Origin of the sequence: Brachybacterium sp. 107, from assembly GCF_052379725.1 — a bacterium.
Lineage (GTDB): Bacteria > Actinomycetota > Actinomycetes > Actinomycetales > Dermabacteraceae > Brachybacterium.
Map to the genome: position 1 here is coordinate 1 of NZ_JBQSYW010000018.1, position 23,867 is coordinate 23,867.

Genomic DNA, 23,867 nt, shown 5'->3' on the forward strand with positions numbered 1-23,867 from the left:
GCCGTGGCCCGACCCCGCGGGGCCGGCCCTCTCCTGCTGTCGCTCGACAGGGCGGTCGCGCGTCGGCGACCGCCCGGTGATCACACGTCCTGCGTGAAGTCGTTCTCGTGCTCGGTGCCGACGGCACGCTGGTAGGAACGGCGGATCTCCGCCTCCGCGTCGCTGCGGCCCTCCCAGTGAGCGCCCTCGACGCTCTTGCCCGGCTCGAGATCCTTGTAGACCTCGAAGAAGTGCTGGATCTCCAGCCGATGGAACTCCGAGACATCGGTGAGCTCCTGGCGGCGGACCTGACGGCGGTCGCCGACGGGCACCGCCACGATCTTGTCGTCGCCGCCGGCCTCGTCGCGCATGCGGAACATGCCGAGCGCGCGACAGCGGATCAGGCAGCCCGGGAAGGTGGGCTCCTCGAGCAGGACGAGACAGTCCAGGGGATCGTCGTCCTCTCCGAGAGTGCCCTCGATGAACCCGTAGTCATCGGGATAGCGAGTGGCGGTGAAAAGCATCCGGTCCAGGCGGATACGCCCGTTGTGGTGGTCCACCTCGTACTTGTTCCGGTTCCCGCGAGGGATCTCGATGGTCACGTCGAATTCCACGACAGCCGCTCCGTTGCTCCGGCCCTGTGGGCACTGGTTCTGACCCGGACACCATATCGTGGGGACATGGCGGGAACAGTATCCGAGCGCATCTGGCGCACGACGGCGATCGTGCTGTGCGCCGTCGTCCCCGGAAGCTTCTATCTGATCGGGGATCTCACCGACGCCTTCCCAGGTGTGCTCACCGTGCGCGCCGTGCAGGAGGGACCGCAATCCGGCCCGCAGGCGCAGGCCGAGGGCTGGGAGAGGGTCCCGGCCGCTGGACCGGGCCCCGCGGTCGCCCCGGAACCGGACCTCGATCAGGCAGCTGACCTGGAGAAACGCATGGCGGCTCATGCTGCGGATCCCGTCGTCGCCGGAGGCCTCGCCTTCAGCGTGGTCGACGCGGACACCGGTGAGGTGCTCGCCGCGCGCGACGCCGAGGCCGCCCTGACCCCGGCCTCGACCCTCAAGCTCCTGACCGCGGCCGCCGTGCTCCGCCTCTACACCGGGGACGAGGTGCTCACCACCCGCGCCACCGTCGAGGACGGACTCGTCACCCTCCAGGGCGGCGGTGATATGACTCTCAGCGAGGCGGACCTGCGTGACCTCGCGATCCAGACGGTCGCGCTCGCCCAGGAGCAGGGCAGCACCGAGGTCTCCCTCGCCCTGGACGACTCCTACCTCTCAGGCGGTGCGAACCCCGCCTGGGGGAACAACGGGACCGCGGGCGGCTGGGTGACGCCGACGGCCACGCTCGCGCTGGACGAGGGCTGGCTCGACGGGGAGCAGTACGGCGCCAAGTCCGCTGATCCCGCCGGGGATGCGGCCCGTCGCTTCGCCGAGCTGCTCGAGGAGGAGGGACTCCCGGTCACGGGGAAGCTCACCACCGCCGAGGCGGCGGACGAGGCCCCGAGCGTCGAGGTGCATTCGGAGCCCCTCTCGGAGATCGTGCGCCACACCCTGCAGATCTCCGACAACACGACCGCGGAGCTGCTTGCCCATCTCGTCGCCGACGCCCGGGGCGAGGCGACGACCCCGCAGGCCGCCGCGGCCGCGGTGGAAGCGGAGATCAGGGACCTCGCCGGGGAGATCGGGGTTCCCGAGGAGGATCTCGCCGCGCTCGAGATCCACGACGGCTCCGGTCTGTCGCGGGAGGACAGGGTGCCGCCGGCCCTGTTCTCCGCGGTGCTCGCGCACGTCGCCTCGGGGGAGGAGCCCGCGCTCCAGCAGATCCTCTTCGACGTCCCGATCGCCGGACTCTCGGGGACTCTCGTCGATCGCTTCGGGGACGACAGCACCGACCTGGCCCGGGGCCTGGTCCGGGGCAAGACCGGATATCTCGGAGGTGCCGCCACTCTGGCAGGGGTCGTCGTGCTGCCGGACGGCCGGACGGCGGGCTATTCGATCGTGGTGCACGGCTTCGACGGGGCTGATGCCGTCGAAGCCCGCGAAGCCGTCGACGCGGTCGCCGCCGAGATGGTGAAGGTCGCCTGATGGGGGAGGACTCCTGATGGCCGGGCCCGCCCCCGTCGTCGCGCGCGCACGGACCGCCGTCAAGGTGGCGCTCACGAGCCGGCTCGAACAGCTCGCCGATGACACCGCCGCAGGTCAGCTGTCCCCGCGGATCCTCGTCGGCCTCAGCGGCGGAGCAGACTCGCTCGCCCTGCTGGCGACCACGGCCTGGGTCGGTTCGCGGATGGGACTGGAGGCCGAGGCGGCGATCGTCGACCACGGGCTGCAGACGGACTCCTCCTCGGTCGCGGAACGGGCGAAGGCCCAGGCCGAACGGCTCGGCGTCACCGCGTACGTGCTGCGGGTCCACGTCGATCCCGCCTCGGGCGGCGGCCTCGAGAAGGCCGCCCGCGAAGCGCGGCACAGCGCGCTCGACGCCCTCCTCGAGGACCGCGGGGGACTGGCCCTGCTGATGGCGCACACCCTGGACGACCAGGCCGAACAGGTGCTGATGGGCCTCGCGCGGGGCGCCGGGCCCCGAGCCCTCGCCGGGATCCCCCGCTCCCGCGGCGCGCTGCTGCGACCCTTCCTGGGCAGCGGCCGTGACGAGACTACGGCGCTGCGCCGAGCCGACACCGAGGAGATCTGCCGGCTCCATGACCTGGAGTGGTGGGAGGACCCGATGAACGCGGACGAGTCGATGCTGCGCGCTCGGGTACGTCATCGCGCGCTGCCGCTGCTGCGGGAGCTGCTCGGGGAGCAGATCGACGAGAACCTCGCCCGCACCGCGGACCTGGTGCGACCCGATGCTGACCACCTCGATGCCGAGGCGACGGCTCTCCTGGAGGCGGTGGTCCGGGACGGTGGGGAGCTGCGTGAGGAGCGGGATCTGCTGCTGTTGGACGTGCACGCCCTGACCGCAGCCCCCGCACCCCTGCGCACACGGATCCTCCGGGACGTCTCCCGTCGGGCGCGCCGGATCGCGGAGCCCGCCGGGGTGCCCGCCGGGGCGAAGTCCTTGCTGCGGCGCCAGGTGCTCATGATCGACGCCCTGGTCGTCTCATGGCATGGTCAGGCTTCGGTACCCGTACCGGGTAGGATCGAGGTCGCTCGCCGCGACGGCCTGTTGGTGTGGCGCCGTATGGATCCGTGAGTCGCGGCGGACGCACCCCACCACGTTCCCTGGAGGAGATCCGCGTGCCTCAGACGCACCACCACCCCGATGTCGAACGGGTTCTGCTGGACGAACAGCAGATCCGCGAGAAGGTGTCCGAGCTCGGACGCCGGATCGCCGCTGACTACGCGGACGAGCCCCCGATCCTGGTGGGCGTCCTCAAGGGTGCGGTGATGGTGATGGCCGACCTCGCCCGCTCGATCGAGCTGGATGTCGAGATGGATTGGATGGCCGTCTCCTCCTACGGGTCCGGCACCAAGTCCTCCGGCGTCGTGCGGATCCTCAAGGATCTCTCCGCGGACATCGACGGGCGCAATGTGCTCATCGTCGAGGACATCATCGACTCGGGCCTGACCCTGAAGTGGCTGCTGTCGAACCTGCGATCGCGCGGCCCCAAGAGCGTCGAGGTCGCCGCCCTGCTGCGCAAGCCGGAGGCGGCCCGCGTCGAGATCGACGTCAAGTACGTCGGCTTCGACATCCCCAACGAGTTCGTGATCGGTTACGGGCTCGACTATGCGGAGGCCTACCGGAACCTCCCCTACGTGGGCGTGCTCAAGCGCTCGGTCTACGAGGACTGACATGGCGGATGACTCCTCCAAGAACAAGAACAAGCCCGCGGCGACCGACAAGTCGACGAAGCCTGCGAGATCCGGGAAGGGCGGCAAGTCCAAGAAGCGCCGGCCCTTCACCGGGGTCGCGATCTGGATCCTGGTGGCGCTGCTGCTGGGCATGGCCCTGTTCTCCCTGTTCGGGCGCGACGGCTACCAGCAGGTCGACACCCAGCAGGGTCTCGAGCTGCTCGAGGGCGGCACCGTCGAGCAGGCCAAGATCATCGACGGCAACCAGCAGCGCGTCGACCTGGTGCTGACGAAGAACTTCGTCGACGGCGACGAGGACAAGGGCAAGAAGGTCCAGTTCTCCTACGTCGACGCCCGCGGCGACGACGTGGTCGAGGCGGTGCAGAAGGCCGATCCGAAGAAGGGCTACACCGACGAGATCGCCACGAGCCCGTGGTGGTCGACGCTGCTGCTGTCGTTCCTTCCGCTGCTGATCTTCATCGGCCTGTTCTGGTTCCTGATCATGAACGCCCAGGGCGGCGGCGGCAAGGCCATGCAGTTCGGCAAGTCCAAGGCCAAGCTGTTCAACAAGGAGGCCCCGCAGGTCACCTTCGCCGACGTCGCCGGCGCGGAGGAGGCCGTCGAGGAGCTCGACGAGATCAAGCAGTTCCTCGTGGATCCGGGCCGGTACCAGGCCGTGGGCGCGAAGATCCCCAAGGGCGTACTGCTCTACGGGCCTCCCGGAACGGGCAAGACCTTGCTGGCCAAGGCCGTCGCCGGTGAGGCGAACGTGCCCTTCTACTCGATCTCCGGCTCCGACTTCGTGGAGATGTTCGTGGGCGTCGGCGCGAGCCGCGTGCGCGATCTGTTCTCGACCGCGAAGGAGAATGCCCCGGCGATCATCTTCATCGACGAGATCGACGCGGTGGGCCGTCACCGCGGCGCCGGCATGGGCGGCGGGCACGACGAGCGCGAGCAGACCCTGAACCAGATGCTGGTGGAGATGGACGGGTTCGACGAGAACCAGAACGTCATCCTCATCGCCGCGACCAACCGTGTCGACATCCTGGACCCCGCGCTGCTGCGCCCGGGCCGTTTCGACCGGCAGATCGGCGTCGAGGCCCCGGACCTCAAGGGTCGTCTCCACATCCTCGGCGTGCACGCCAAGGGCAAGCCGCTCGCGCACGACGTCGACCTCGAGGCCGTCGCCAAGCGCACCATCGGCATGTCCGGTGCGGACCTCGCCAACGTGCTCAACGAGGCGGCGCTGCTGACAGCCCGCAGCGGCAACCAGATCATCGACGACCGCGCCCTGGACGAGGCCATCGACCGTGTGTCCATGGGCCCGCAGCGCTACTCCAAGGTGATGACCGAGCGCGAGCGCCAGATGACCGCGTACCACGAGGGCGGGCACGCGCTGGTCGCCGCGGCGATGAACAACTCCGCCCCGGTCACCAAGGTGACGATCCTGCCGCGCGGCCGGGCCGGCGGCTACACGATGGTCGTCCCCACCCAGGACCGCAACTACCAGTCGCGCAACGAGCTCCTGGACCGCCTCGCCTACGCGATGGGCGGGTACGCCGTGGAGGAGAGCATCTTCCACGACGTCACCACCGGTCCCAGCTCGGACCTGCAGAATGCCACCAAGATCGCCCGGGCGATGGTCATGCAGCTCGGCATGAGCGACAGCGTCGGCCAGGTCGCCCTCTCCGGCGAGCAGGACGAGGTCTTCGTGGGCATGCAGCAGGGTCAGGCACCCCGCTTCAGCGCCGAGACCGCGAGCATCATCGACCAGGAGGTGCGCCGCCTCCTGGACACCGCGCTGGACGAGGCGTGGGCCGTGATCGTGGAGAACCGCCACGTTCTCGACCGCCTGGTGGAGGAGCTCCTCGAGAAGGAGACCCTGAACGAGCACGAGCTCGCCGCGATCTTCACGGACGTCACCAAGCGGCCTCTGCGCGAGGTGTGGCAGTCCAGCCAGGAGCGCCCGGCGCTCGCGGCTCCGCAGGCGGGCAGCGGCACCACCGCGACCGGGGCGGAGTCCCACGACGCGGGCGAGCCCCTCAGCCCCGGTGCCCCCGAGCTGCCGCACCCCGGTGACGACGGCCCCTCCATCCCGGGAGCACCCCACGGTGATCTCCCGGGCGGCGGCGGAGGCTACGGTCCCGGCGGGTACGGACCCGGTGGGTCCGGCGGCTACGGCTCCGGCGGCTCCGGTGGCTACAGCGCCGACGGGTACGGCTCGGACGGCTATGGCCCGACCGGCGGCCAGGACGGGAACCCGGGCTACGGGCCCTCCCGCCGCGACGATGCCCCCGAGGGCGACGGGACGGCGCACTGAGATGACGATCGATCACGCCCGCATCGAGGCGGCGGTCCGGGAGATCCTCGCCGGGATCGGCGAGGACCCGGACCGGGACGGTCTGCTCGAGACCCCGGCCCGGGTCGCGCGGATGTACGCGGAGGTCTTCGAAGGGCTCGACCAGGACGCCCGCGAGCCGCTGTCGACCACCTTCGACATCGACCACCAGGAGCTCGTGCTGGTGCGGGACATCGGCTTCCACTCGATGTGCGAGCACCACCTCCTCCCGTTCGTGGGCAGGGCGCACGTCGGCTACATCCCCGACGGTGGTGTGGTGACGGGGCTCAGCAAGCTCGCCCGCCTCGTGAACGTCTACGCCCGTCGGCCGCAGGTGCAGGAGCGGCTGACGTTCCAGATCGCCGACGCCCTCATGAGCGAGCTCGGCGCGGCGGGCGCGATCGTGGTGATCGAGGCGGAGCACATGTGCATGTCGATGCGCGGCGTGCGTGCCGAGGGCGCCCGGACGGTCACCAGCGCGGTGCGCGGCATGCTGCGCGAGAGCTCCAGCACCCGGGCCGAGGCCATGAGCCTCATCAACCGGGCGTGACCCCATGAGCCCTGCGGAACGCCAGAGCCCGGAGGGAATTCCCGAGCGTCTCTCCCGAGAGGACACCCTGGTCATGGGCGTCCTGAACGTCACCCCCGATTCCTTCTCCGACGGCGGGGAGCACTTCACCCAGGCCGAGGCGATCGCCCACGGGCGGCTGCTGGTCTCCCAGGGCGCCGCGATCGTCGACGTCGGCGGGGAGTCCACCAGGCCGGGGGCGCCCAGGGTCGACGAGGACGAGGAGCTGCGCCGGGTGATCCCCGTGGTCCGCGAGCTCGCCGCGGAGGGCGTCGTGATCAGTGTGGACACCATGCGGTCCTCGGTGGCCGCCGAAAGCGTCGCGGCCGGCGCCCTGATCGTCAACGACGTCTCCGCCGGCCGGGCCGATGTCGACATGGGGAGCGAGGCGGCACGGCTGCGCACCGTGCGCGGCACGCCGCCGGTCTTCATCGCGATGCACTGGCGTGGTCACAGCGACGTCATGAACGAGCTGGCCGTGTACGAGGACGCGGCGCGCGACAGCGCCACCGAGCTCGAGGACCGGCTGGCCGCGCTGCGGGAAGCCGGCGTCGAGGACCGCTTCCTGGTCGCGGACCCCGGCCTCGGGTTCTCCAAGACGGGCGACCAGAACTGGGATGTGCTCGCCGACTGGGACGGCATCGCCTCCCACGGACTGCCGATCCTCATCGGAGCATCCCGCAAGCGCTTCGTGAGCTCGCTGGGCGTGGACCGTGACGCCGCGACGGCAGCGATCAGCGCCTACAGCGCCGAGCGCGGCGCCTGGGCGGTCCGGGTCCACGAGGTCCCCTCCACCCTCGCCGCCGTGCGCGTGGGCGACCGACTGCGCAGGAGCGCCCGCCGATGAGCACCACCGAAGGTCACGAACCAGCACGGACGGGACGTGCCCGTCCCGGGCTCGACCACGGGTCGCTCGACCGCATCGAGGTGACCGGGATCCGGGCCTGGGGCCGGCACGGCGTGCTCAGCCAGGAGAAGGACCTCGGCCAGCAGTTCGTGGTCGATGTCGCGCTCCAGCTGTCCACGGCTCCGGCCGGCCGCAGCGACGCACTCTCGCGCACCGTGAACTACGCGGAGGTGGCCGCCGCGGTGCACGAGGAGATCGGCACCGGCTCCCACGATCTGGTGGAGACGCTCGCCGAGCGCATCGCGCAGCGGATCCTCACCGATACCGGGCACCCGCTCGTGCGCCGCGCGGAGGTACGGGTCCACAAGCCCGCGGCCCCCGTCGGCCTGCCGGTCGGCGACGTCGCGATCACCATCACGCGCGATGCCGCACCCGTCGAGGCCGTCCTCGCCCTGGGCACGAATCTCGGCGACCGGGAATCCCAGCTCGCCCGGGCGCTCGAGCTGCTCGGCACGACGGACGGGATCGAGATCGACTGGACCGGCCCCGTGCTGGAGACCGCACCGGTGGGCGGGCCCGACGGGCAGGACGCGTTCCTGAACTCCGCCATCGGCGTGAGCACCGTCCTGGGCCCGTTCTCGCTGCTCGAGGCGGCGCACCGCGCCGAGCGTGATGCCCGTCGTGAGCGGCTGGTCCGGTGGGGGCCGCGCACGCTCGACGTCGACGTCATCACCTACGGCGAGACCACGAGCGAGGACGAGGAGCTCACGCTCCCGCATCCCCGCGCCCACGAACGGGCCTTCGTGCTCGCCCCCTGGCACGCCGCGCGGCCCGACGCCGTGCTGCCGGGCCACGGTCCGATCGCCGCGCTGCTCGCGGAGGCCACGGATCGTGACGGCCTGCGACCGGGCACGCCGATCCCCGGGTTCGACCTCTCGTGAGGCCGCTCAACCTGCCGATCCTGCTGCTGATCGTCGTGATCGGTGCGGGGTTCGGCGCCCAGATGCTCGAGACCCTCGCGTCGCGGGGCCACTCCCTGCCGATCGCGGGCTGGCTGACCACCGCGGTGATGCTCGCGATGGGAGCGGTGCTGCTGGCTTACGGGATCCCGCTGCGCCGCTACATGGTCGAGAGCGAGGAGCGCCGGGTCCATCCGAGCCTCGCCCCGCGCCGCCACCAGATCGACCTGCCCACCGCCTTCCGCACCGTGCTGCTGGCTCGCGCCAGTGCCTACACCGGCGCGGTGGTGGGCGGGATCTTCGCCGGGCAGACCCTGTACCTGATGGTCACCGGGACCGGGGACCCGCTCGCAGCGATCCTCCCGACGGGTGCCGCCGCCGTGGTGGGGATCGGGCTCGCGATCCTCGGCGTGGTCGTCGAGCGCTGGGGGCAGCTGCCCCCGGACGACGGCGACGGCAGCGGCGAGAGCACCGGGGAGAGCGCAGGACTCGGGCACTGAGCCCGGCAGAACCTGCTGGACCCGCTGGATCCGTTGAATCCGTTGAATCCGATGACTCCGATGACTCCGCTGAACGTCGGCTCCGCACCCCGACGATCGGGGGAGCAGGACCGCGTCCGACGCGGAAAGCATCCCCGGAGGTCGGATGGCGAGAAGCGCACGAGGTGACACGATGGTGACCATGACTTCCGCTCCTGAACCCACCGAGCGCCCCACGGCGTCGATGCACGTCGTCCCCACGTCGCCGACGCTGCCCGACACCCCGGACGGCCTCCTCGGCGCCGGCGCGCTGCGCCCCGTCTCACCTCGACTGGTGCCCGCGCGTTATGTCGCCGGCATCGTGGGCTACGTGGTGTGGGTGCTCATGATCGCGGGCGCGATCGTGGCGGCGGTGCTGACGGACCTGTGGTGGCTCGCCCCGATCGGCGTGCTGCCCCTGATCATCCTGCTGCAGAGCCTCCTGCTCACCCCGCGACGGGTGCGCGCCATCGGCTACCTCGACGCGCAGGAGGATCTGACGATCGCCAGCGGCATCATGTTCCGCTCGGTGCACACGATCCCGTACGGGCGCGTGCAGTCCGTGAAGATCGACGAAGGGCCGGTGGACCGTCGCTACGGTCTCGCGAAGCTCACGGTGAGCACCGCCGCCGGCGGGTCGACCGTCGTGCTGCCCGGTCTGCCCAAGCAGGAGGCCGAGCGCCTGCGCGCGATGCTGACCGAGCGCGGCATCGAGATCATGGCTGCGCTGTGAGCGCGACCGAGCACCCCACCGCAGGGCCCGACGACGCCGATACCGAGAGCGGGAGCGGCACTGCGGGCGGGAGAGGCACCGCGGGCGGGAGCGGCACCGCGACGCCGGAGACCAGCACCATGACTGCCGGGCGCCGGCGGACCCACCCGATCACCCCGCTGGTGAGCGGCTGGAAGATCGTCGTCGGCATCGTCGCAGTGGTCTCCGCCCAGAACATCGCACGGCTCGTCAACGACTTCTCGGTCACCAAGGCGCTCATCGGCGCCGGCGTCATCCTGGCCGCCGTGGTGATCGCCATCGTGCTGTCCTCGATCAGCTGGTGGTTCACGACCTATGCGGTCGACGACGAGGGCGTGTCCCTGCACACCGGCGTGATCAGCAAGTCCCGAGAATATGCGCCGCAGGCCCGTATCGAGTCGGTCTCCGTCGAGCGTCCGCTGCTCGCACGCGTGCTGGGTCTGGCGAAGGTCCGGGTCGAGGTAGCGGGCGGCGGAGAGTCGTACCTCGACATCGAGTACGTGAAGTCCGCGGACGCCGAGCTCCTGCGCCGTCGGATCCTCGGGGTCGCTGCGCTTCCCGGTGCCGCCACCGCGGAGACGGACATCTCGACCGACGGGACGGCCGACAGGTCGACCTCGTCCGCCCGGCACGAGCAGTCGGCCGGAGAGCTGGCGCCCGGAGCCGGGGCTCACGGTGCTGCGACCGGCGGTGCTGTGACCGGCGGTGCTGCGACCGACGATGCCGCCATCGACGACGCCACGACGGAGCCCACCGGAGCCGGCCGGCTCGAGGGCGTCCTCTACGACGGCGTCACCGACGGCGAGCTCATCGCGAAGATCCCCACCGGGCGGCTCGTGCGCTCGCTCCTCCGGGACCTCGGGTTCCTCCTCGGCATCGTCATGAGCTTCGTGGGTGTCGTCGTCGCGATCGGCCTCGCGATCTGGCAGGAGGGTCTGTCGTTCGCCATGGTCATCGCCCTGGCGCCGTCGGCGTTCACGATCTTGAAGTACGTCTTCGGCCGGATCGAATCCGGCTGGGGCTTCGTCTCCCGCAACACCGACCGCGGGCTGCGGATGCGGCGCGGCCTGGCCAACACGCGCACCGACAACATCGCCTCGGGGCGCGTGCAGCGCTTCCAGCTGCGCAGGCCGCTGCTATGGCGCACCCCCGGCTGGACGGCTGTGTCCGTGACCGTCGCCGGGATCGACGACTCCGACGAGAACGGGGCGGAGCACGTCCTGCCTGTCGGCACCCCGGACGAGCTGGGCGCCACGCTCAGCCACCTCGCCGCCCCGCTCGGAACCGACGACGATCTCGGGACCCTCGAACACCTGATGACGGCGAGGGCGCGGGAGCTCGACGGTCTGCGCACGCCGGCCCGCCTGTACTGGATCTCCCGACGCACCGAGGTCACCGTGCTGCTGCCCGGGGCCGTGATCCACCGCAGCGGGGTGCTGGGCAGGACCGTGCAGATCATCCCGCGTGAACGCATCCAGGAGCTCACGCTCCAGGACGGGCCGCTCGCCCGACGGCTCGGGGTGCTCAGCCTCTCGGTGGGGATCGCGGGGGACACCTCGCTGGACCTCGGAGGCCTCGCCCGCGAGGACGCCATCGCCCTGCACGCCACGCTCGCGCACGATGCCCGTACCCTGCGCCGCTACCGGGATCGCGAGATGTGGCCGCAGCCCGCTCTGGGTCGGTCGTCGGCCGCGCCCGCCCCTGCTGAACTCCTGGAGGACCGATGAACGCACCACGGCTCGGCATCGGCATCATCGGGTCCGGACGCGTCGGGGCCGTGCTCGGTGCGGCCCTGCGCGCCGAGGGCCATGCGATCACCGGGGTCTACGCCGTCTCGGACGCGTCCCGCGAGCGGGCCGAGGAGCTGCTGCCCGGCGCCCCGCTGCTGGACGTGCCCTCGATCGTCGAACGCAGCGAGATGCTCCTGCTGGCAGTGCCCGACGACCAGCTCGAGTCGCTCGCCGCCGGGATCGCCGCCACCGGCCTCGCCCCCGGCGGACAGCTGGTCGTGCACACCTCCGGCCGCTACGGGACCGACGTGCTGGCACCGCTGGCAGCCGCGGGGTGCGCGACGCTCGCCATCCACCCCGCCATGACCTTCACCGGCACCCGGACGGATCTGCCCCGGCTCCTCGGCTGCCCGATGGCCATCACCGCCCAGCCGACCTTCCTCCCGGTCGCGGCCGCTCTCGTCGTGGAGCTCGGCGGCGAGGTGGAAGTGCTCGCAGAGGGGGACCGGCCGCTGTACCACGCCTCCCTCGCCCACGCGGCGAACCACCTCGTCGTCCTCGTGGACCAGGCACGGGAGGCGCTCGGCCGGATCGGCATCCAGGATCCCGGCGCCTACCTCCGGCCCCTGCTCGAGGCGGCGCTCGAGGAATCCCTGCGACACGGCGCGAAGGCGCTCACCGGTCCGGTGATGCGGGGTGACGCCGGAACCGTGGGGGCGCATCTCGAGGCGCTCGACGATCTCGACGCGACGGCGGAGTTCGGCGTGCGTGGTGATACCGGCGACACCTATCGCGCCCTCGCGCTCGCGGCCCTGACGCGTGCGAAGATCCCGGAGGACAGCCGGGAGCAGATCCGGGCACTGCTCGAGGAGAATCCGCCGAGGGAGGACGCATGAGCACCGCACCACAGACGACGCCGGACCGCGACACCGCACTGGTCACCACCAAGGCACAGCTGCGGGAGGCGCGTGCGGGGATGGACGGCACCGTCGCGGCCGTGTTCACCATGGGGGCCCTGCACGAGGGGCACCTCGCGCTCGTGGCCCGTGCCCGCGAGATCGCCGATCACGTGATCCTCACCGACTTCGTCAACCCGCTCCAATTCGGTCCCGGGGAGGACTTCGACGCCTATCCGCGGGTCCTCGCGCAGGACCTCGCCCTCGTCGACGGGCTCGTCGACCTCGTCTTCGCCCCGTCGGTCCAGGAGATGTACCCGGTGCTGCCGCCCACCGTCTCGGTGACCGCCGGACGCGCCGGCACGATCCTCGAGGGCGCGGCCCGGCCGGGGCATTTCGACGGGGTCGTCACCGTGGTCACGAAGCTCTTGCAGCTGACGCGGCCGGATCTGACCGTCTTCGGGCGCAAGGACGCCCAGCAGGTCGCGATCATCCAGCGGCTGGTCGCCGACCTCGACCTCCCGGTGCGCATCGTGCCGGTCGAGATCCAGCGCGAGCCCAGCGGTCTGGCGCGGTCCAGCCGCAACGTCTACCTCACGGATCGAGGTCGGGAGCAGGCGCTGGCACTGTCGCGCACCCTGGCCGCGGCGCAGGACGCCGCTCCGTCGAACGCCGGTCTCCGCGGGGCGCTCGCGGCCGCCGTCGACCGCGCCGAGATCGAGTGGGCCTATGCTCTCGCGCTGGATCCGAGCACCCTCGCGGACATCGGCGCCGATCACCGCGGGGAGGTGCTCGTGGCCCTTGCGGGGCGGGTGGAGGGCACCCGTCTGCTGGACGCCGCTGTGGTGGTGGTGACAGCTCCCTGACGAGACCAGCGTATCCACGGGGAGTGATGAGAGAATGCGGATCATGACTGAGAACGCACCTGCCCTCGACCCCACGGACACCTCCGACCAGGTAGCGGTCCGCAAGTCCAAGCGGGAGCGCCTGCTCGAGCGGGGCGAGGAGGCCTACCCGGTCTCGGTCCCCGTCACCGCCACGGTCGCCGCTGTGCGGGAGGCCTACGGGCACCTGGAGGCCGGCCAGGAGACCGAGGACGTCGTGGGCGTCTCCGGACGCGTCGTCTTCCAGCGCAACACCGGCAAGCTCGCCTTCGTGACCATCCAGGACGGCGCCGGTCAGCGACTGCAGATCATGGCCTCGCTCGCGGAGATCGGGGAGCAGCGCCTCGCCGACCTCAAGGCGGACGTCGACCTCGGCGACCACGTCTTCTTCCACGGCCGCGTCGGGGCCTCGCGTCGCGGCGAGCTCAGCGTGTTCGCCGACACCTGGCAGATGGCGGCGAAGGCGGTGCGCCCCCTTCCTGTGCTCCACGCGGACCTGTCCGAGGAATCGCGGGTGCGTCACCGCTACGTCGACCTGATCGTGCGTCAGCAGGCCCGGGACACCGTGCGCCAGCGTGCCCAGGTGATGCGCTCCCTGCGCGATTCCTTCCATTCCCGGGAGTTCGTCGAGGTCGAGACGCCGATGCTCCAGGTGATCCCCTCCGGTGCCGCGGCGCGCCCGTTCGTCACCCACATGAATGCCTTCGACCTCGACCTCTTCCTGCGGATCGCTCCGGAGCTGTACCTGAAGCGGGCGGCCGTGGGCGGGTTGGAGCGGGTCTTCGAGGTCAACCGCAACTTCCGCAATGAAGGCGCGGATTCGACGCATTCGCCCGAGTTCGCGATGCTCGAGGCGTATGAGGCGTACGGAGATTACAACTCCATCGGCGATCTCACCCAGACACTTGTTCAGGAAGCCGCCGAGCGTGCCACCGGCTCGCAGGTCGTCACCCTCCTGGACGGATCCGACTACGACTTCAGCGGGGAGTGGGCGAAGATCACCGTCTACGGATCTCTCTCCGAATCGCTCGGCGAGGAGATCACCCCGGAGACCACGCCGCAGCGCCTGCGCGAGATCGCACGCTCCCTGGACCTCGATCTCGATCATCCGAAGTTCGGCCACGGCAAGCTCGTCGAGGAGCTTTTCGAGAACCGGGTGGGCGACCACCTGTACGAGCCCACCTTCGTGCGCGACTTCCCGGTCGAGACCAGCCCGCTCGTCCGTGCCCACCGGACGACGCCCGGCGTCGTCGAGAAGTGGGATCTGTATGTGCGCGGTTTCGAGCTGGGCACCGGCTACTCCGAGCTCGTGGATCCCGTCATCCAGCGCGAGCGCTTCGCCCAGCAGGCGGAGCTGGCAGCCCAGGGTGATGACGAGGCGATGCGGCTGGACGAGGACTTCCTCGAGGCCATGGAGTACGCGCTCCCGCCGACCGGCGGCATGGGGATGGGCGTCGATCGTCTGCTCATGGCGCTGACGGGCCTCGGAATTCGCGAGACGATCCTGTTCCCGCTCGTGAAGCCGGAGGCCTGAGATGGACAGCGGATTCTTCTTCGAAGCCGGATCTCTGCTGCCGTCCCTGGGCGTCGGCCTCCTGTTCTGGTTCGTGATGCGGGCAATTCTGCGGTCGGATCGGCACGAGCGGGAAGCTCAGCGACAGGCGGAGAAGGATTATCGGGAACTTCATCCGACGGATGAATAGGATCACCGCGCAGAAGTGATTCTGCGCTGCAGATTGATAATCCCCCCTTCGCAATGGATACTAGGTGGCGCTCGCGAACTCAACCAGAGTTCGCGGAATCAGAAAACGCAGACCAGCGAGGGAGTACCCCTATGGCACGGAAGACTTACGTGGAGCTCGTCGATGATCTCGACGGCGGTCAGGCCGCCGAGACCGTGAGCTTCGCCGCCGATGGCGTCGCCTACGAGATCGATCTGTCCGAGGACAACGCCCGGAAGTTCCGCGAGGAGCTGGGCACCTGGGTCAGCAAGGCCCGTCGCGTCGGCGGTCGTCGCAGCCGCGGGACCTCGTCCGGCCGCTCCGGCGGCGCGAACGATTCGGCACGTATCCGCGAGTGGGCGCGGGAAGCCGGTTACGACGTCCCCGACCGCGGCCGGATCTCCGGAACCATCCGCACGGCATACGAGGACGCCCACGCGAAGTGATCGCGCGGCACCCTGCCGGGGAATTCTTCCCGGGATGACGAGAGCCCGTCACCTTCCGAGGTGACGGGCTCTCGTCATGCGGGATCCGGACCCGTCCGGCTCACCAGCCGCGGATCGACCAGCTCGCGGAGAAGTCCTCGCCCGGGGACAGGCGCACCACGTCGGTGCCGCTGCGGAACGCGTCGGGCGGACAGGTCATCGGCTCCACCGCGAGACCGAGCCGGTTGTTCTCCGGCTCCGGACGGTCCCCGGTGTGCACCTGGAGCCATCCGCACTCCGCGCCTGCGGTGAGTGCGACCCCGGTCCCGCCGGGCGCGGTCACGGTCACGGTCACGAGACCGTCCTCATCGCGCCCGAGATCCGTGAAGGCATGGTCGATGAACAGCGGACCGACCATGCGCGCACGGCCGAAATCGAAGTCGCTCCCGGGAGCGATCGGCTCGGTGCCCGTGGGGAGCAGGCGATCCTCGGTGACGGTGAGCACCGTGCCGGCCACGACCTGCAGGCTCCACTCGTCCAGGGCTTCGGGTCCGGCCACCAGATACGGGTGGGGGCAGACGCCGTACGGAGCATCCTGATGTCCGATGTTCCGGGCCGAGACCGTCGTGGTGAGGCCGGCGTCGGGGTCCACAGCGTGGTGGACCGTCAGCAGCAGATGGAAGGGATATCCGGGGGAGGGGAACAGCTCGGTGCGCAGCGTGATCGCGTCCGCCGTGACGTCGACCGGGGTGAAGGCCTGGAACGAGATCAGGCCGTGGAGCGCGTTGCCCCGCTCCGGTTCGGTGAGCGCGGTCTGGATGTCCTGGCCGTCCCAGGAGTAGGCGCCGTCGCCGATCCGGTTCGGCCAGGGCGCGACGACTGCTCCGCGGAAGAACTGCATCGGCCCCTGCTCGGGGTTGCGCACCAGCAGGTCGCGGCCGCCGACGGTGAGGGCCTCGACGATGGCGCCCAGCGTCGAGACCTCGACCTGATAGTCGCCCGCGCTCAGCACGAACAGCTCACCGCGGTCCCGGACGTCGCCTGCGGGGGAGGCCTGGGAGTCGGCGGTGGGCAGGCGATCGGTCATGAGGTCTTCTCCTGGTGGTCCTGAGTGGACGTGGACGTGGACGTGGACGCGGCCGCGCGCTTCGGTTCCCGCTCGCGCTCTGGCTCTGGCTCTGGCTCGGCCTCTGGTTCAGGCTCAGGGGCCGGCTCGACGAGCACGACGTCGAGCCGTCGCGGTCCGTGGACGCCTTCGACACGGCTGAGCTCGATGTCGCTGGTGGCGCTGGGCCCGGAGATCATCGTCCAGGGGGCGCCGGGGTCGGTGCCCATGCGTTCGATGCCCTTGGGGACACCGAGCACCACCTGCTCGTCCTCGACGACCACGATGTGGTGATCGGGGACCAGAGTGATGGCCCGTCGGCCCCCGAGATCGTCGCCGCGCAGCACGATCGTGCCGGTGAGGGCGATCGCGGTGTGGCAGCCGGTGATGACGGCATCGATCGCGTCGAGCTCCCGGGGCGAGGCGCTGCCGTCGTCCTGGATCACCGTGGCGTCCACGGAGCCGGTCCATGCGGCCGGCAGCCCCGCGGGCACGATGACCCGGCTCTCGGACCCGAGGGCCGCGGCGATGGTGGCCGGCACCTCGTCGGCCGTGGTGCGATGCACGACGGCGGTGTAGTCCTCGAGACGCTGCACGAGCACGTCGCGCACCTTGCCGCGGTCGGTGGAGACCTCCTGCTTGGAATCGGCGCGCTGATAATCGCGAGGCACGTCCTCCGCCTCGGTGACGGCGTCCCGGCGCGGGGCCGCGAGGGCTGTGCGTACGCGGGCGAGGATCTCTTCCTTCGCACTCACCCCGGGGGTGTGGACCGGTCGCTGGTCCCTCCAGTCGCTCATCGCTGCTCCTCGCCGCGGGTGGGGGCGTCGTCGGGCCCGTCGGATGCCACGGCGCCGCCGGGCAGCTCGGGCCCGGGGGCCGTTCCCGAGTCGGGGCGCGACGCCTCGGTCCGGGCGGCATCCTTCTCCCGGGCGTCCCACCAGCTGCGGAAGGACTTCCCGGGTTTGGGCAGGTCACGATGATCGGTCCATCCCGGGACCAGGGGGATCATCCCGGGGACCTTCCCGATGTTCTTGCCGCGCAGCACCTTCGAGAGCGGTCCGGCGGCGCGCACCGCCTTGTCGTAGGCACCGGGAGAGCTCATGAGGGTGCTCGCACCCTTCATCGCCACGTCCCAGGTGCCGCGGAACTCGCCCTTGGTCTCCCGACGGTCGTCGACCTCCTCGGCGCGCAGGTGCACGAGGATCTTGGGGATGTCGATCTTCACGGGGCACACGTCGTAGCAGGCGCCGCAGAGGCTCGAGGCGTAGGGGAGCGAGGTGTTGGGGTCGTCCGGCCCGTGCATGCCCGTCATCTGCGGGGAGAGGATCGCCCCGATCGGGCCGGGGTAGGTGGAGCCGTAGGCGTGGCCGCCGGTGCGGGAGTAGACCGGGCACACGTTCAGGCAGGCCGAGCAGCGGATGCAGTGCAGGGCGCTGCGTCCCTCCGGGTCCTCGAGCACGGCGCTGCGTCCGTTGTCCAGCAGCACCAGATGGAACTCCTCGGGGCCGTCGCCCGGGGTGACTCCCGTGAACAGCGTCGTGTAGGGGTTCATTCGCTCCCCGGTGGAGGAGCGCGGCAGCAGCTGCATGAACACCTCGAGATCCTGGAACGACGGGATGATCTTCTCGATCCCGACCACGGAGATGAGGGTCTTGGGCAGCGTGAGGCACATGCGGCCGTTGCCCTCAGACTCGACGATCACGAGGGTGCCGGTGTCCGCGACGGCGAAGTTCGCCCCGGAGATCGCCACCGATCCCGGCATGTCCAGGAACTTCTCGCGCAGGAAGCGGCGCGCCGCATCGGCCAGCTCCGCGGGCTCGTCGGTGATCGACGGATCCAGATCCGGCATGGCGCGCAGGAAGATCTCCCGGATCTCGGCGCGGTTGCGGTGGATCGCGGGGACGAGGATGTGGGACGGCGTGTCACCGGCGAGCTGCACGATGAGCTCGGCGAGGTCCGACTCGATGGCCCGGATCCCGGCGTGCTCGAGGGTCTCGTCCAGGCCGATCTCCTGGGTCGCCATCGACTTGACCTTGAGGATCTCCTCGGCGCCGCGCTCGAGGGCGAGACGCGTGACGATCTCGCCGGCCTCGTCGCCGTCTCGGGCCCAGTGCACCACCCCGCCGGCCGCGGTCACGGACTCCTCGAGCTGCTCCAGCAGCTCCGGGAGATGGTCGGTGACCTGCCACTTCAGGGCGCTGCCGGCGTTGCGGAGCTTCTGCCAATCGCGCACCTCGCGCACCGCCGAGGCGCGCTTGGACTGGATGGTGGCGGTGGCACGGCGGAGGTTCTCGCGCAATGTCCCGTCCTCGAGCTCACCACGCGCGGCCTCGGGGAAGGACTGCGTGCCGCGCAGGTTCGAGGACGGCGAGGCGTACTGGGGGCGGATGGTCGGGATGCCGAGGTCGACGGTGCTCATGAGGCCCTCCCCAGGATGGTCTCGGACGGGACGAAGGGATCGTCCGGGGTGGAGGCGAGGATCTGCGCCAGGTGGACGGCCTGCGGTCCTGCGGCGTCGTCGCTGGTGCGCCGCAGCTTGCCGCCGATGTTCATCAGGCACGACGCGTCCCCGGCGACCACGAACTCGGCGCCGGTGGAGGCCACGTTGGCCGCCTTGTCGGTGACCATCGCATCGGAGGTCGCGTCGTTCTTCACCGAGAACGTGCCGCCGAACCCGCAGCAGGAGTCGGACTCGGGGAGGTTGCGGATGTCGATGCCCTCGACGGCCCGCAGCAGCTTCAGCGGTCGCGCGCCGACCTTGAGCACTCGCATCGAGTGGCAGGTGGGGTGGTAGGTGACGCTGTGCGGGAAGTACGCGCCGACATCGGTCACCTTGAGCACGTCCACGAGCAGCTCGGAGAGCTCGTAGGTCTTCGCCGAGACGGCGGCCACGCGTTCCTCGAGCACGGGGTCCTCCTCGTGCTGCGCCACCAGCTGGTGCTGCTCGCGCACGCAGCCGGCGCAGGACCCCGAGGGCATGACGATCGCGTCGATGCGGTCCAGGGACGGCTCGAAGGTGTCCACGAAGCTGCGCACCACCGGGGCCGCCTCGGAGTAGTACCCGGTGTTGGTGTGCATCTGCCCGCAGCAGGTCTGGCGCTTGTCGAAGACGACCTGGTGCCCCAGGCGCTCGAGCAGGGTGACGGTGGCCCGGGCGACGTCCGGCGCCATCACATCCACCAGGCACGTGGTCATCAGTGAGATTCGCATCCGGGTTCCTTCTTCCTGGTCCTGCCGGGTGGGCGGTCGACGGTGACGTGCCGCGGTCCGTCCGCGACGAGGATCCGTCGGCGCCCGGGAGGCGCCGACGGTCGGGTCAGGGGTGCTCGAGCCCCAGAGAAGCGGCGGTGGCCTGCAGCGAGCGGTGCGCGGCGTCGGCATCCTCGGCCAGGTGCGTGCCCCAGCTGGGGACCATCTTCGTGATGGCCGGGCGCCACTGCTCGATCCGCTCCGGGAACATCTTCCCGAGCAGGTTAAGCATGATGCTCGTGGCGGTCGACGCGCCGGGCGAGGCGCCCAGCATGCCGCCGATCGAGCCGTCGGCCGCACTGATCAGCTGGGTGCCGAACTGCAGCACCCCGTGCTTGGAGGCGTCAGGGGCGATCACCTGGACGCGCTGTCCGGCGGTGACCTCCTCCCAGTCCGCCTCGCGGGCGTCGGGCATGTACTCCAGCAGGGCGTCGAACCGCTGATGGCGGGTCGCGGCGAGCTGGGAGCCCAGGTAGACCATGAGGTCGAGGTTCGGCGGGGCGACAGCCATCATCTGGGTGATGTTGGAGGGCTTGATGGACCCGAACAGGTCCATGTAGCTGCCGGACTTGAGGAACTTCGGCGACCAGCCCGCATACGGGCCGAACATGAGCGACCGCTGGCCGTCCACGTACCGGGTGTCGAGGTGGGGGACGCTCATCGGCGGGGCCCCGACGGCGGCCTTGCCGTAGACCTTCGCGTCGTGCCGTGCGATCACGGAGGGGTCGGTGCAGCGCAGCCACTGTCCGGAGATCGGGAACCCGCCGAAGCCGCGGATCTCGTCGATGCCGGACTTCTGGAGCAGGGGCAGCGCGGCGCCGCCCGCTCCGACGAACACCATCGGGGCGCGGACGACCCGGATCGAGTCGTCGGCCGTGGAGCGGACCATGACGCCCCAGTCCGTGCCCATCCGGCGCAGGTCCACGACCTCGGAGCCGGTGGAGACGGTGGTGCCGTAGCGACCGGCGTAGTCCAGGAGCTGGGTGGTCAGGGTCCCGAAGTCGACGTCGGTGCCGTCGGGGGAGTAGGTCGCGGCGATCGTCTCGGTGACCGGGCGGCCCTCGGTGACCAGCGGTGCCCACTCGGAGAGCTGGCGGTGCTCCGTCGTGAACTGCATGCGGTCGAACAGCGGGTGCTTCGAGAGCGCCTCGTGGCGCCGACGTAGGTAGTCCACGTTCTCCATGCCGTGCACGAAGCTCATGTGCGGCACGGCATGGATGAAGGTCGAGGGATCACCGATCCGGCCGGTCTCCACCAGGTGCGCCCAGAACTGGCGGGAGACCTGGAACTGCTCGTTGATGGAGATCGCCTTGGTCGGGCTGACCGAGCCGTCGACGTCCTGCGGGGTGTAGTTCAGCTCGCACAGGGCGCTGTGCCCGGTGCCGGCGTTGTTCCATCCGTCGCTGGATTCCTGGCCGAGGCCGTCGAGCTTCTCGAGCACCTCGATGTTCCAGTCGGGCTCGAGCTCGGTGAGCATCGCGGCGAGGGTGGCGCTCGCGATCCCCCCGCCGATCAGCACCGCATCTGCACGGGTGACGTCAAGGTCTGCCATGGTTCTCCGTTCCAGCTAGCTCGGGAGGCGCACCTGGGGAGCGCTGCGTGATCTCTCGCGCGCTATGGGGCGGCCGTGGCGTCCAGGGTATCCCTTGTCGACCCGGGAGGAGGGCGCATGCCTGCCCGTCAGAGAACTCCGGGGAGCGTCAGACGGTGACCGCGCGGGAGGCCTCGAGATCCTCCAGCAGCAGCCCGACCCGACGGCTCAGCACCGACGTGGCGATGTCGATCCCTGCGGCGGCACCCACCAGGAGGGCGACCGGCCAGAAGAACGTGCACAGCGTGATCCACACGGCGAGCAGAAGGATCAGGCCGATGAAGCGCAGGGGCAGGGCGCCGGGGAGGAGGATCGCCAGCCGCCACGCCACCAGGAGGTCCTGGCGGCGGACTCGTGGGACGGTCATCAGCAGGGCGACGCTGACCGTGGACCAGGCGGCGCTCACGACCGCGAGCCCGGACAGGACGACGGCCATCGTCGAGGTCGACGTGCCGCCGCCCAGGACGATCCAGATCATCGACGCCGAGCCGAGCTGGACCACCATGAGCGGCAGCATCCGGAGGTTGGCGCTGACGAACTGGCGGCGGTAGCTCTCCCACATCAGCGGGAGCACCTTGACCGGGGCTCCGTGCCGCGAGGCGATGAAGGCGTCGGCCGCGGCGGCTCCGGCCGGGGCGACGCCCGCCACGATCAGGCCCAGGAGGCTGAGCAGGGTCCAGACGATGTTGATCCGCAGCACCAGATAGACGTGCTCGATCAACTCGTTGAAATGCATGACCCAGGCGGGGACCTGCGTCGGGCCCGCGGGCGCTCCGGATCGACTCATGAGGGTCAGGGTAGCGGGCGTGGCTGTGAGCTGTTGCACCACTCGGACGGGAGAGGCCCGATGTCTCGCGGGAGGGCTGAAGGGTCTCTGTCGGGTCCAACCGTGGGTATGAGTCTGATCGGGATCAGGTGCTGGCAGGATCTCCCGCAAAGGCCCGATCTTTGATTGACTGGGCGTATGGCATCCACTCCGCGCGACGACGCGCAGACCACCCCTGAGAACACCACCGCCACGACCGCACTGCCGGCCGCCCAGCCCCCACAGACGCAGCAGGTCCCGCTCGTCCCGACTGCCGCCCAGCTGACCTGGCAGCGCGACGGGCTGGGGGTGTTCTTCCACGTCGGGGTCAACACGTTCGCCGGGAAGGAATGGAGCGACGGCACCCTGGCGCCGGAGAGCTTCGACCCGAGCGACCTGGACGCCGACGAATGGGTGCGGACCGCGCACGAGCTGGGCGCGAAGTACGTGGTGCTCACGGCCAAGCATCACGACGGCTTCTGTCTGTGGCCCACCGCCACCACCGACTACTCCGTGGCGTCCTCGCCCTGGAAGGACGGCAACGGTGATGTGGTGCGCGAGGTCGCCGACGCCTGCACCCGCTACGGGATGAAGCTCGGCCTGTACGCCTCGCCGTGGGACCGCAACGCCCCGCAGTACGAGGACGCCGCCGTCTATGACGAGTTCTATCTCGCCCAGCTGCGGGAGCTGTGCACGAACTACGGGCAGCTGTCCGAGCTGTGGTTCGACGGCGCAGGATCCGCGGGTCGCGAATACGACTGGGACGCCGTCGGAGCGCTCGCCGCCGAGCTGCAGCCGCAGACGATGATCTTCAACATGGGACCGGCGACCATCCGTTGGGTGGGCAACGAGGACGGCCTGGCCGCCGACCCCGTCGAGTACGTGACGACCTCGACGGATCTCAACAACTACGACGAGGACGTCGTCGAGACCGGGGAACCGGTCTACCTGCCGCCGGAGTGCGATGTCTCCCTGCGCAAGGGATGGTTCTGGCAGCCGGGGGAGGAGCCCAAGTCGCTGTCGCATCTGCTGGCGGTCCACGACCGCTCGATCGGGCTCGGCGCCAATCTGCTCCTGAACATCCCGCCGGACCGCCGGGGCCGCATCGATCCGGCCGATGCCGCGCGCGTGCGCGAGTTCGCCGAGGCGCTCGAGCAGCGCTTCGGTTGCCCGCATCCCGGAACCCTCACGGCCGACGGCTCCACCGTGCGCATCGATCTGGGTGCGGAGACCAACTTCGATCATGTCGAGCTCGTCGAACGGCTCGAGGAGGGGCAGCGGGTCACCGGTCACCGGATCCTCCTGGAGGACGGGACCGTGCTCGCCTCCGGGGCCACCATCGGCGTGCGCCGCATCCATCGGCTCGAGCAGGCTGTGCGCGCCTCGGCGCTCGTGGTCGAGCTCAGCGGGCAGGGAGCTGTGCTCGAGGCTGCCTCGGTGCATGACGCGACCGGCGCGCCCGTCCCGGATTCCACCATCGCCTATCGTGCGACGACGCTGAGGCCGGACTCCTGATGTCCCTGCGCCGATGATCAGCGTCGATCGGAATGCCGCACGTCTCGGCGGCTGATCTCGGTCGCGGATCTCGGTCGCGGATCTCGGCCGCGCATCCGGTCGGCGCCCCGGGTCCGGTCCGATGGTGCATCCCGTACGGAATGACGACGGGCGGTCCGGCTGCAGAGGTTCTGCGACCGGACCGCC

Annotated in this window: 23 protein-coding genes; 16 read left to right on the plus strand and 7 right to left on the minus strand. The window is 70.4% G+C overall.

The genetic code is table 11. From position 1 onward, the window contains the following. Positions 1-80: 80 nt before the first annotated feature. On the minus strand, positions 81-593 hold the full coding sequence (locus ACT3UL_RS15680) for an inorganic diphosphatase (RefSeq protein WP_193118182.1): 513 nt from the start codon (positions 591-593) through the stop codon (positions 81-83). A gap of 66 nt (positions 594-659) precedes the next feature. Here ACT3UL_RS15680 and ACT3UL_RS15685 point away from each other — a divergent pair, with 66 nt between their 5' ends. The 15 genes from ACT3UL_RS15685 to ACT3UL_RS15755 all read left to right on the plus strand — a co-directional run bounded on the left by ACT3UL_RS15685 (position 660) and on the right by ACT3UL_RS15755 (position 15,437). Next, positions 660-2,069: a D-alanyl-D-alanine carboxypeptidase/D-alanyl-D-alanine-endopeptidase gene (locus ACT3UL_RS15685; RefSeq protein ID WP_444579288.1), complete on the plus strand. Its 1,410-nt coding sequence runs from the start codon at positions 660-662 to the stop codon at positions 2,067-2,069. A gap of 16 nt (positions 2,070-2,085) precedes the next feature. Beyond that, positions 2,086-3,180, plus strand: coding sequence for a tRNA lysidine(34) synthetase TilS (gene tilS, locus ACT3UL_RS15690; protein WP_444579289.1), 1,095 nt, complete (start codon positions 2,086-2,088; stop codon positions 3,178-3,180). Between the two features lie 44 nt (positions 3,181-3,224). Next, entirely contained in the window at positions 3,225-3,779 is a 555-nt protein-coding gene (hpt, locus tag ACT3UL_RS15695) for a hypoxanthine phosphoribosyltransferase (protein WP_444579290.1), read from the plus strand. 1 nt (position 3,780) lies between these two features. Further along, on the plus strand, positions 3,781-6,099 hold the full coding sequence (gene ftsH, locus ACT3UL_RS15700; protein ID WP_444579291.1) for an ATP-dependent zinc metalloprotease FtsH: 2,319 nt from the start codon (positions 3,781-3,783) through the stop codon (positions 6,097-6,099). A gap of 1 nt (position 6,100) precedes the next feature. Next, a complete protein-coding gene (gene folE, locus ACT3UL_RS15705) occupies positions 6,101-6,667 on the plus strand; it encodes a GTP cyclohydrolase I FolE (RefSeq protein WP_444579292.1) in 567 nt (188 codons plus the stop codon). Between the two features lie 4 nt (positions 6,668-6,671). Then, a complete protein-coding gene (gene folP, locus ACT3UL_RS15710) occupies positions 6,672-7,532 on the plus strand; it encodes a dihydropteroate synthase (protein WP_444579293.1) in 861 nt (286 codons plus the stop codon). After that, on the plus strand, positions 7,529-8,473 hold the full coding sequence (gene folK / locus ACT3UL_RS15715) for a 2-amino-4-hydroxy-6-hydroxymethyldihydropteridine diphosphokinase (RefSeq protein ID WP_444579294.1): 945 nt from the start codon (positions 7,529-7,531) through the stop codon (positions 8,471-8,473). Before folP ends, folK begins: the two co-directional genes overlap by 4 nt. Continuing rightward, positions 8,470-8,991, plus strand: a complete 522-nt coding sequence (locus ACT3UL_RS15720) for a DUF3180 domain-containing protein (protein WP_444579295.1) — start codon at positions 8,470-8,472, stop codon at positions 8,989-8,991. Before folK ends, ACT3UL_RS15720 begins: the two co-directional genes overlap by 4 nt. Before the next feature lie 181 nt (positions 8,992-9,172). Next, positions 9,173-9,742 (plus strand): PH domain-containing protein, encoded by a 570-nt coding sequence (locus ACT3UL_RS15725; protein ID WP_444579297.1) that lies wholly within the window; start codon positions 9,173-9,175, stop codon positions 9,740-9,742. Then, a complete protein-coding gene (locus ACT3UL_RS15730; RefSeq protein ID WP_444579299.1) occupies positions 9,739-11,487 on the plus strand; it encodes a PH domain-containing protein in 1,749 nt (582 codons plus the stop codon). Before ACT3UL_RS15725 ends, ACT3UL_RS15730 begins: the two co-directional genes overlap by 4 nt. Next, positions 11,484-12,386, plus strand: a complete 903-nt coding sequence (locus tag ACT3UL_RS15735; protein WP_444579301.1) for a Rossmann-like and DUF2520 domain-containing protein — start codon at positions 11,484-11,486, stop codon at positions 12,384-12,386. The genes ACT3UL_RS15730 and ACT3UL_RS15735 overlap by 4 nt, the downstream gene beginning before the upstream one ends. Continuing rightward, on the plus strand, positions 12,383-13,252 hold the full coding sequence (panC, locus tag ACT3UL_RS15740) for a pantoate--beta-alanine ligase (protein ID WP_444579302.1): 870 nt from the start codon (positions 12,383-12,385) through the stop codon (positions 13,250-13,252). Before ACT3UL_RS15735 ends, panC begins: the two co-directional genes overlap by 4 nt. Before the next feature lie 43 nt (positions 13,253-13,295). Beyond that, on the plus strand, positions 13,296-14,804 hold the full coding sequence (gene lysS, locus ACT3UL_RS15745) for a lysine--tRNA ligase (RefSeq protein ID WP_444579303.1): 1,509 nt from the start codon (positions 13,296-13,298) through the stop codon (positions 14,802-14,804). Between the two features lies 1 nt (position 14,805). After that, complete coding sequence (locus ACT3UL_RS15750; RefSeq protein ID WP_444579304.1) at positions 14,806-14,973, plus strand: hypothetical protein; 168 nt, start codon at positions 14,806-14,808, stop codon at positions 14,971-14,973. Between the two features lie 131 nt (positions 14,974-15,104). Then, entirely contained in the window at positions 15,105-15,437 is a 333-nt protein-coding gene (locus tag ACT3UL_RS15755) for a histone-like nucleoid-structuring protein Lsr2 (RefSeq protein ID WP_444579306.1), read from the plus strand. A 100-nt stretch (positions 15,438-15,537) separates the two neighbouring features. Here ACT3UL_RS15755 and ACT3UL_RS15760 read toward each other — a convergent pair whose 3' ends face one another. From ACT3UL_RS15760 to ACT3UL_RS15785, 6 genes are all read right to left on the minus strand, one after another. Beyond that, the gene (locus ACT3UL_RS15760; protein WP_444579307.1) at positions 15,538-16,503 is read right to left on the minus strand and encodes an aldose 1-epimerase family protein; all 966 of its coding nucleotides are present in this window, start codon (positions 16,501-16,503) and stop codon (positions 15,538-15,540) included. Beyond that, entirely contained in the window at positions 16,500-17,318 is an 819-nt protein-coding gene (locus tag ACT3UL_RS15765) for a LutC/YkgG family protein (protein WP_444579308.1), read from the minus strand. The genes ACT3UL_RS15760 and ACT3UL_RS15765 overlap by 4 nt, the downstream gene beginning before the upstream one ends. After that, on the minus strand, positions 17,315-18,940 hold the full coding sequence (locus tag ACT3UL_RS15770) for a lactate utilization protein B (protein ID WP_444579309.1): 1,626 nt from the start codon (positions 18,938-18,940) through the stop codon (positions 17,315-17,317). Before ACT3UL_RS15770 ends, ACT3UL_RS15765 begins: the two co-directional genes overlap by 4 nt. Next, positions 18,937-19,731 carry a (Fe-S)-binding protein gene (locus ACT3UL_RS15775; RefSeq protein WP_444579310.1) on the minus strand — a complete coding sequence of 265 codons (795 nt, stop codon included), beginning with the start codon at positions 19,729-19,731 and terminating at the stop codon, positions 18,937-18,939. Before ACT3UL_RS15775 ends, ACT3UL_RS15770 begins: the two co-directional genes overlap by 4 nt. 106 nt (positions 19,732-19,837) lie before the next feature. Then, on the minus strand, positions 19,838-21,322 hold the full coding sequence (locus tag ACT3UL_RS15780) for a malate:quinone oxidoreductase (RefSeq protein WP_444579311.1): 1,485 nt from the start codon (positions 21,320-21,322) through the stop codon (positions 19,838-19,840). Positions 21,323-21,470: 148 nt separating this feature from the next. Beyond that, on the minus strand, positions 21,471-22,148 hold the full coding sequence (locus ACT3UL_RS15785; RefSeq protein WP_444579313.1) for a DUF624 domain-containing protein: 678 nt from the start codon (positions 22,146-22,148) through the stop codon (positions 21,471-21,473). A 177-nt stretch (positions 22,149-22,325) separates the two neighbouring features. Here ACT3UL_RS15785 and ACT3UL_RS15790 point away from each other — a divergent pair, with 177 nt between their 5' ends. Continuing rightward, the gene (locus ACT3UL_RS15790) at positions 22,326-23,681 is read left to right on the plus strand and encodes an alpha-L-fucosidase (RefSeq protein ID WP_444579314.1); all 1,356 of its coding nucleotides are present in this window, start codon (positions 22,326-22,328) and stop codon (positions 23,679-23,681) included. The last annotated feature ends 186 nt before the right edge of the window (positions 23,682-23,867 follow it).

What these genes read in the sequence shown, in the direction of transcription:
- ACT3UL_RS15685 (WP_444579288.1), top strand. Translation starts at nt 660, where the DNA reads ATGGCGGGAACAGTATCCGAGCGCATCTGGCGCACGACGGCGATCGTG.
- tilS (WP_444579289.1), top strand. Translation starts at nt 2,086, where the DNA reads ATGGCCGGGCCCGCCCCCGTCGTCGCGCGCGCACGGACCGCCGTCAAG.
- ftsH (WP_444579291.1), top strand. Translation starts at nt 3,781, where the DNA reads ATGGCGGATGACTCCTCCAAGAACAAGAACAAGCCCGCGGCGACCGAC.
- folE (WP_444579292.1), top strand. Translation starts at nt 6,101, where the DNA reads ATGACGATCGATCACGCCCGCATCGAGGCGGCGGTCCGGGAGATCCTC.
- folP (WP_444579293.1), top strand. Translation starts at nt 6,672, where the DNA reads ATGAGCCCTGCGGAACGCCAGAGCCCGGAGGGAATTCCCGAGCGTCTC.
- folK (WP_444579294.1), top strand. Translation starts at nt 7,529, where the DNA reads ATGAGCACCACCGAAGGTCACGAACCAGCACGGACGGGACGTGCCCGT.
- ACT3UL_RS15725 (WP_444579297.1), top strand. Translation starts at nt 9,173, where the DNA reads ATGACTTCCGCTCCTGAACCCACCGAGCGCCCCACGGCGTCGATGCAC.
- ACT3UL_RS15735 (WP_444579301.1), top strand. Translation starts at nt 11,484, where the DNA reads ATGAACGCACCACGGCTCGGCATCGGCATCATCGGGTCCGGACGCGTC.
- panC (WP_444579302.1), top strand. Translation starts at nt 12,383, where the DNA reads ATGAGCACCGCACCACAGACGACGCCGGACCGCGACACCGCACTGGTC.
- lysS (WP_444579303.1), top strand. Translation starts at nt 13,296, where the DNA reads ATGACTGAGAACGCACCTGCCCTCGACCCCACGGACACCTCCGACCAG.
- ACT3UL_RS15750 (WP_444579304.1), top strand. Translation starts at nt 14,806, where the DNA reads ATGGACAGCGGATTCTTCTTCGAAGCCGGATCTCTGCTGCCGTCCCTG.
- ACT3UL_RS15755 (WP_444579306.1), top strand. Translation starts at nt 15,105, where the DNA reads ATGGCACGGAAGACTTACGTGGAGCTCGTCGATGATCTCGACGGCGGT.
- ACT3UL_RS15760 (WP_444579307.1), bottom strand. Translation starts at nt 16,503, where the DNA reads ATGACCGATCGCCTGCCCACCGCCGACTCCCAGGCCTCCCCCGCAGGC.
- ACT3UL_RS15765 (WP_444579308.1), bottom strand. Translation starts at nt 17,318, where the DNA reads ATGAGCGACTGGAGGGACCAGCGACCGGTCCACACCCCCGGGGTGAGT.
- ACT3UL_RS15770 (WP_444579309.1), bottom strand. Translation starts at nt 18,940, where the DNA reads ATGAGCACCGTCGACCTCGGCATCCCGACCATCCGCCCCCAGTACGCC.
- ACT3UL_RS15775 (WP_444579310.1), bottom strand. Translation starts at nt 19,731, where the DNA reads ATGCGAATCTCACTGATGACCACGTGCCTGGTGGATGTGATGGCGCCG.
- ACT3UL_RS15780 (WP_444579311.1), bottom strand. Translation starts at nt 21,322, where the DNA reads ATGGCAGACCTTGACGTCACCCGTGCAGATGCGGTGCTGATCGGCGGG.
- ACT3UL_RS15785 (WP_444579313.1), bottom strand. Translation starts at nt 22,148, where the DNA reads ATGAGTCGATCCGGAGCGCCCGCGGGCCCGACGCAGGTCCCCGCCTGG.
- ACT3UL_RS15790 (WP_444579314.1), top strand. Translation starts at nt 22,326, where the DNA reads ATGGCATCCACTCCGCGCGACGACGCGCAGACCACCCCTGAGAACACC.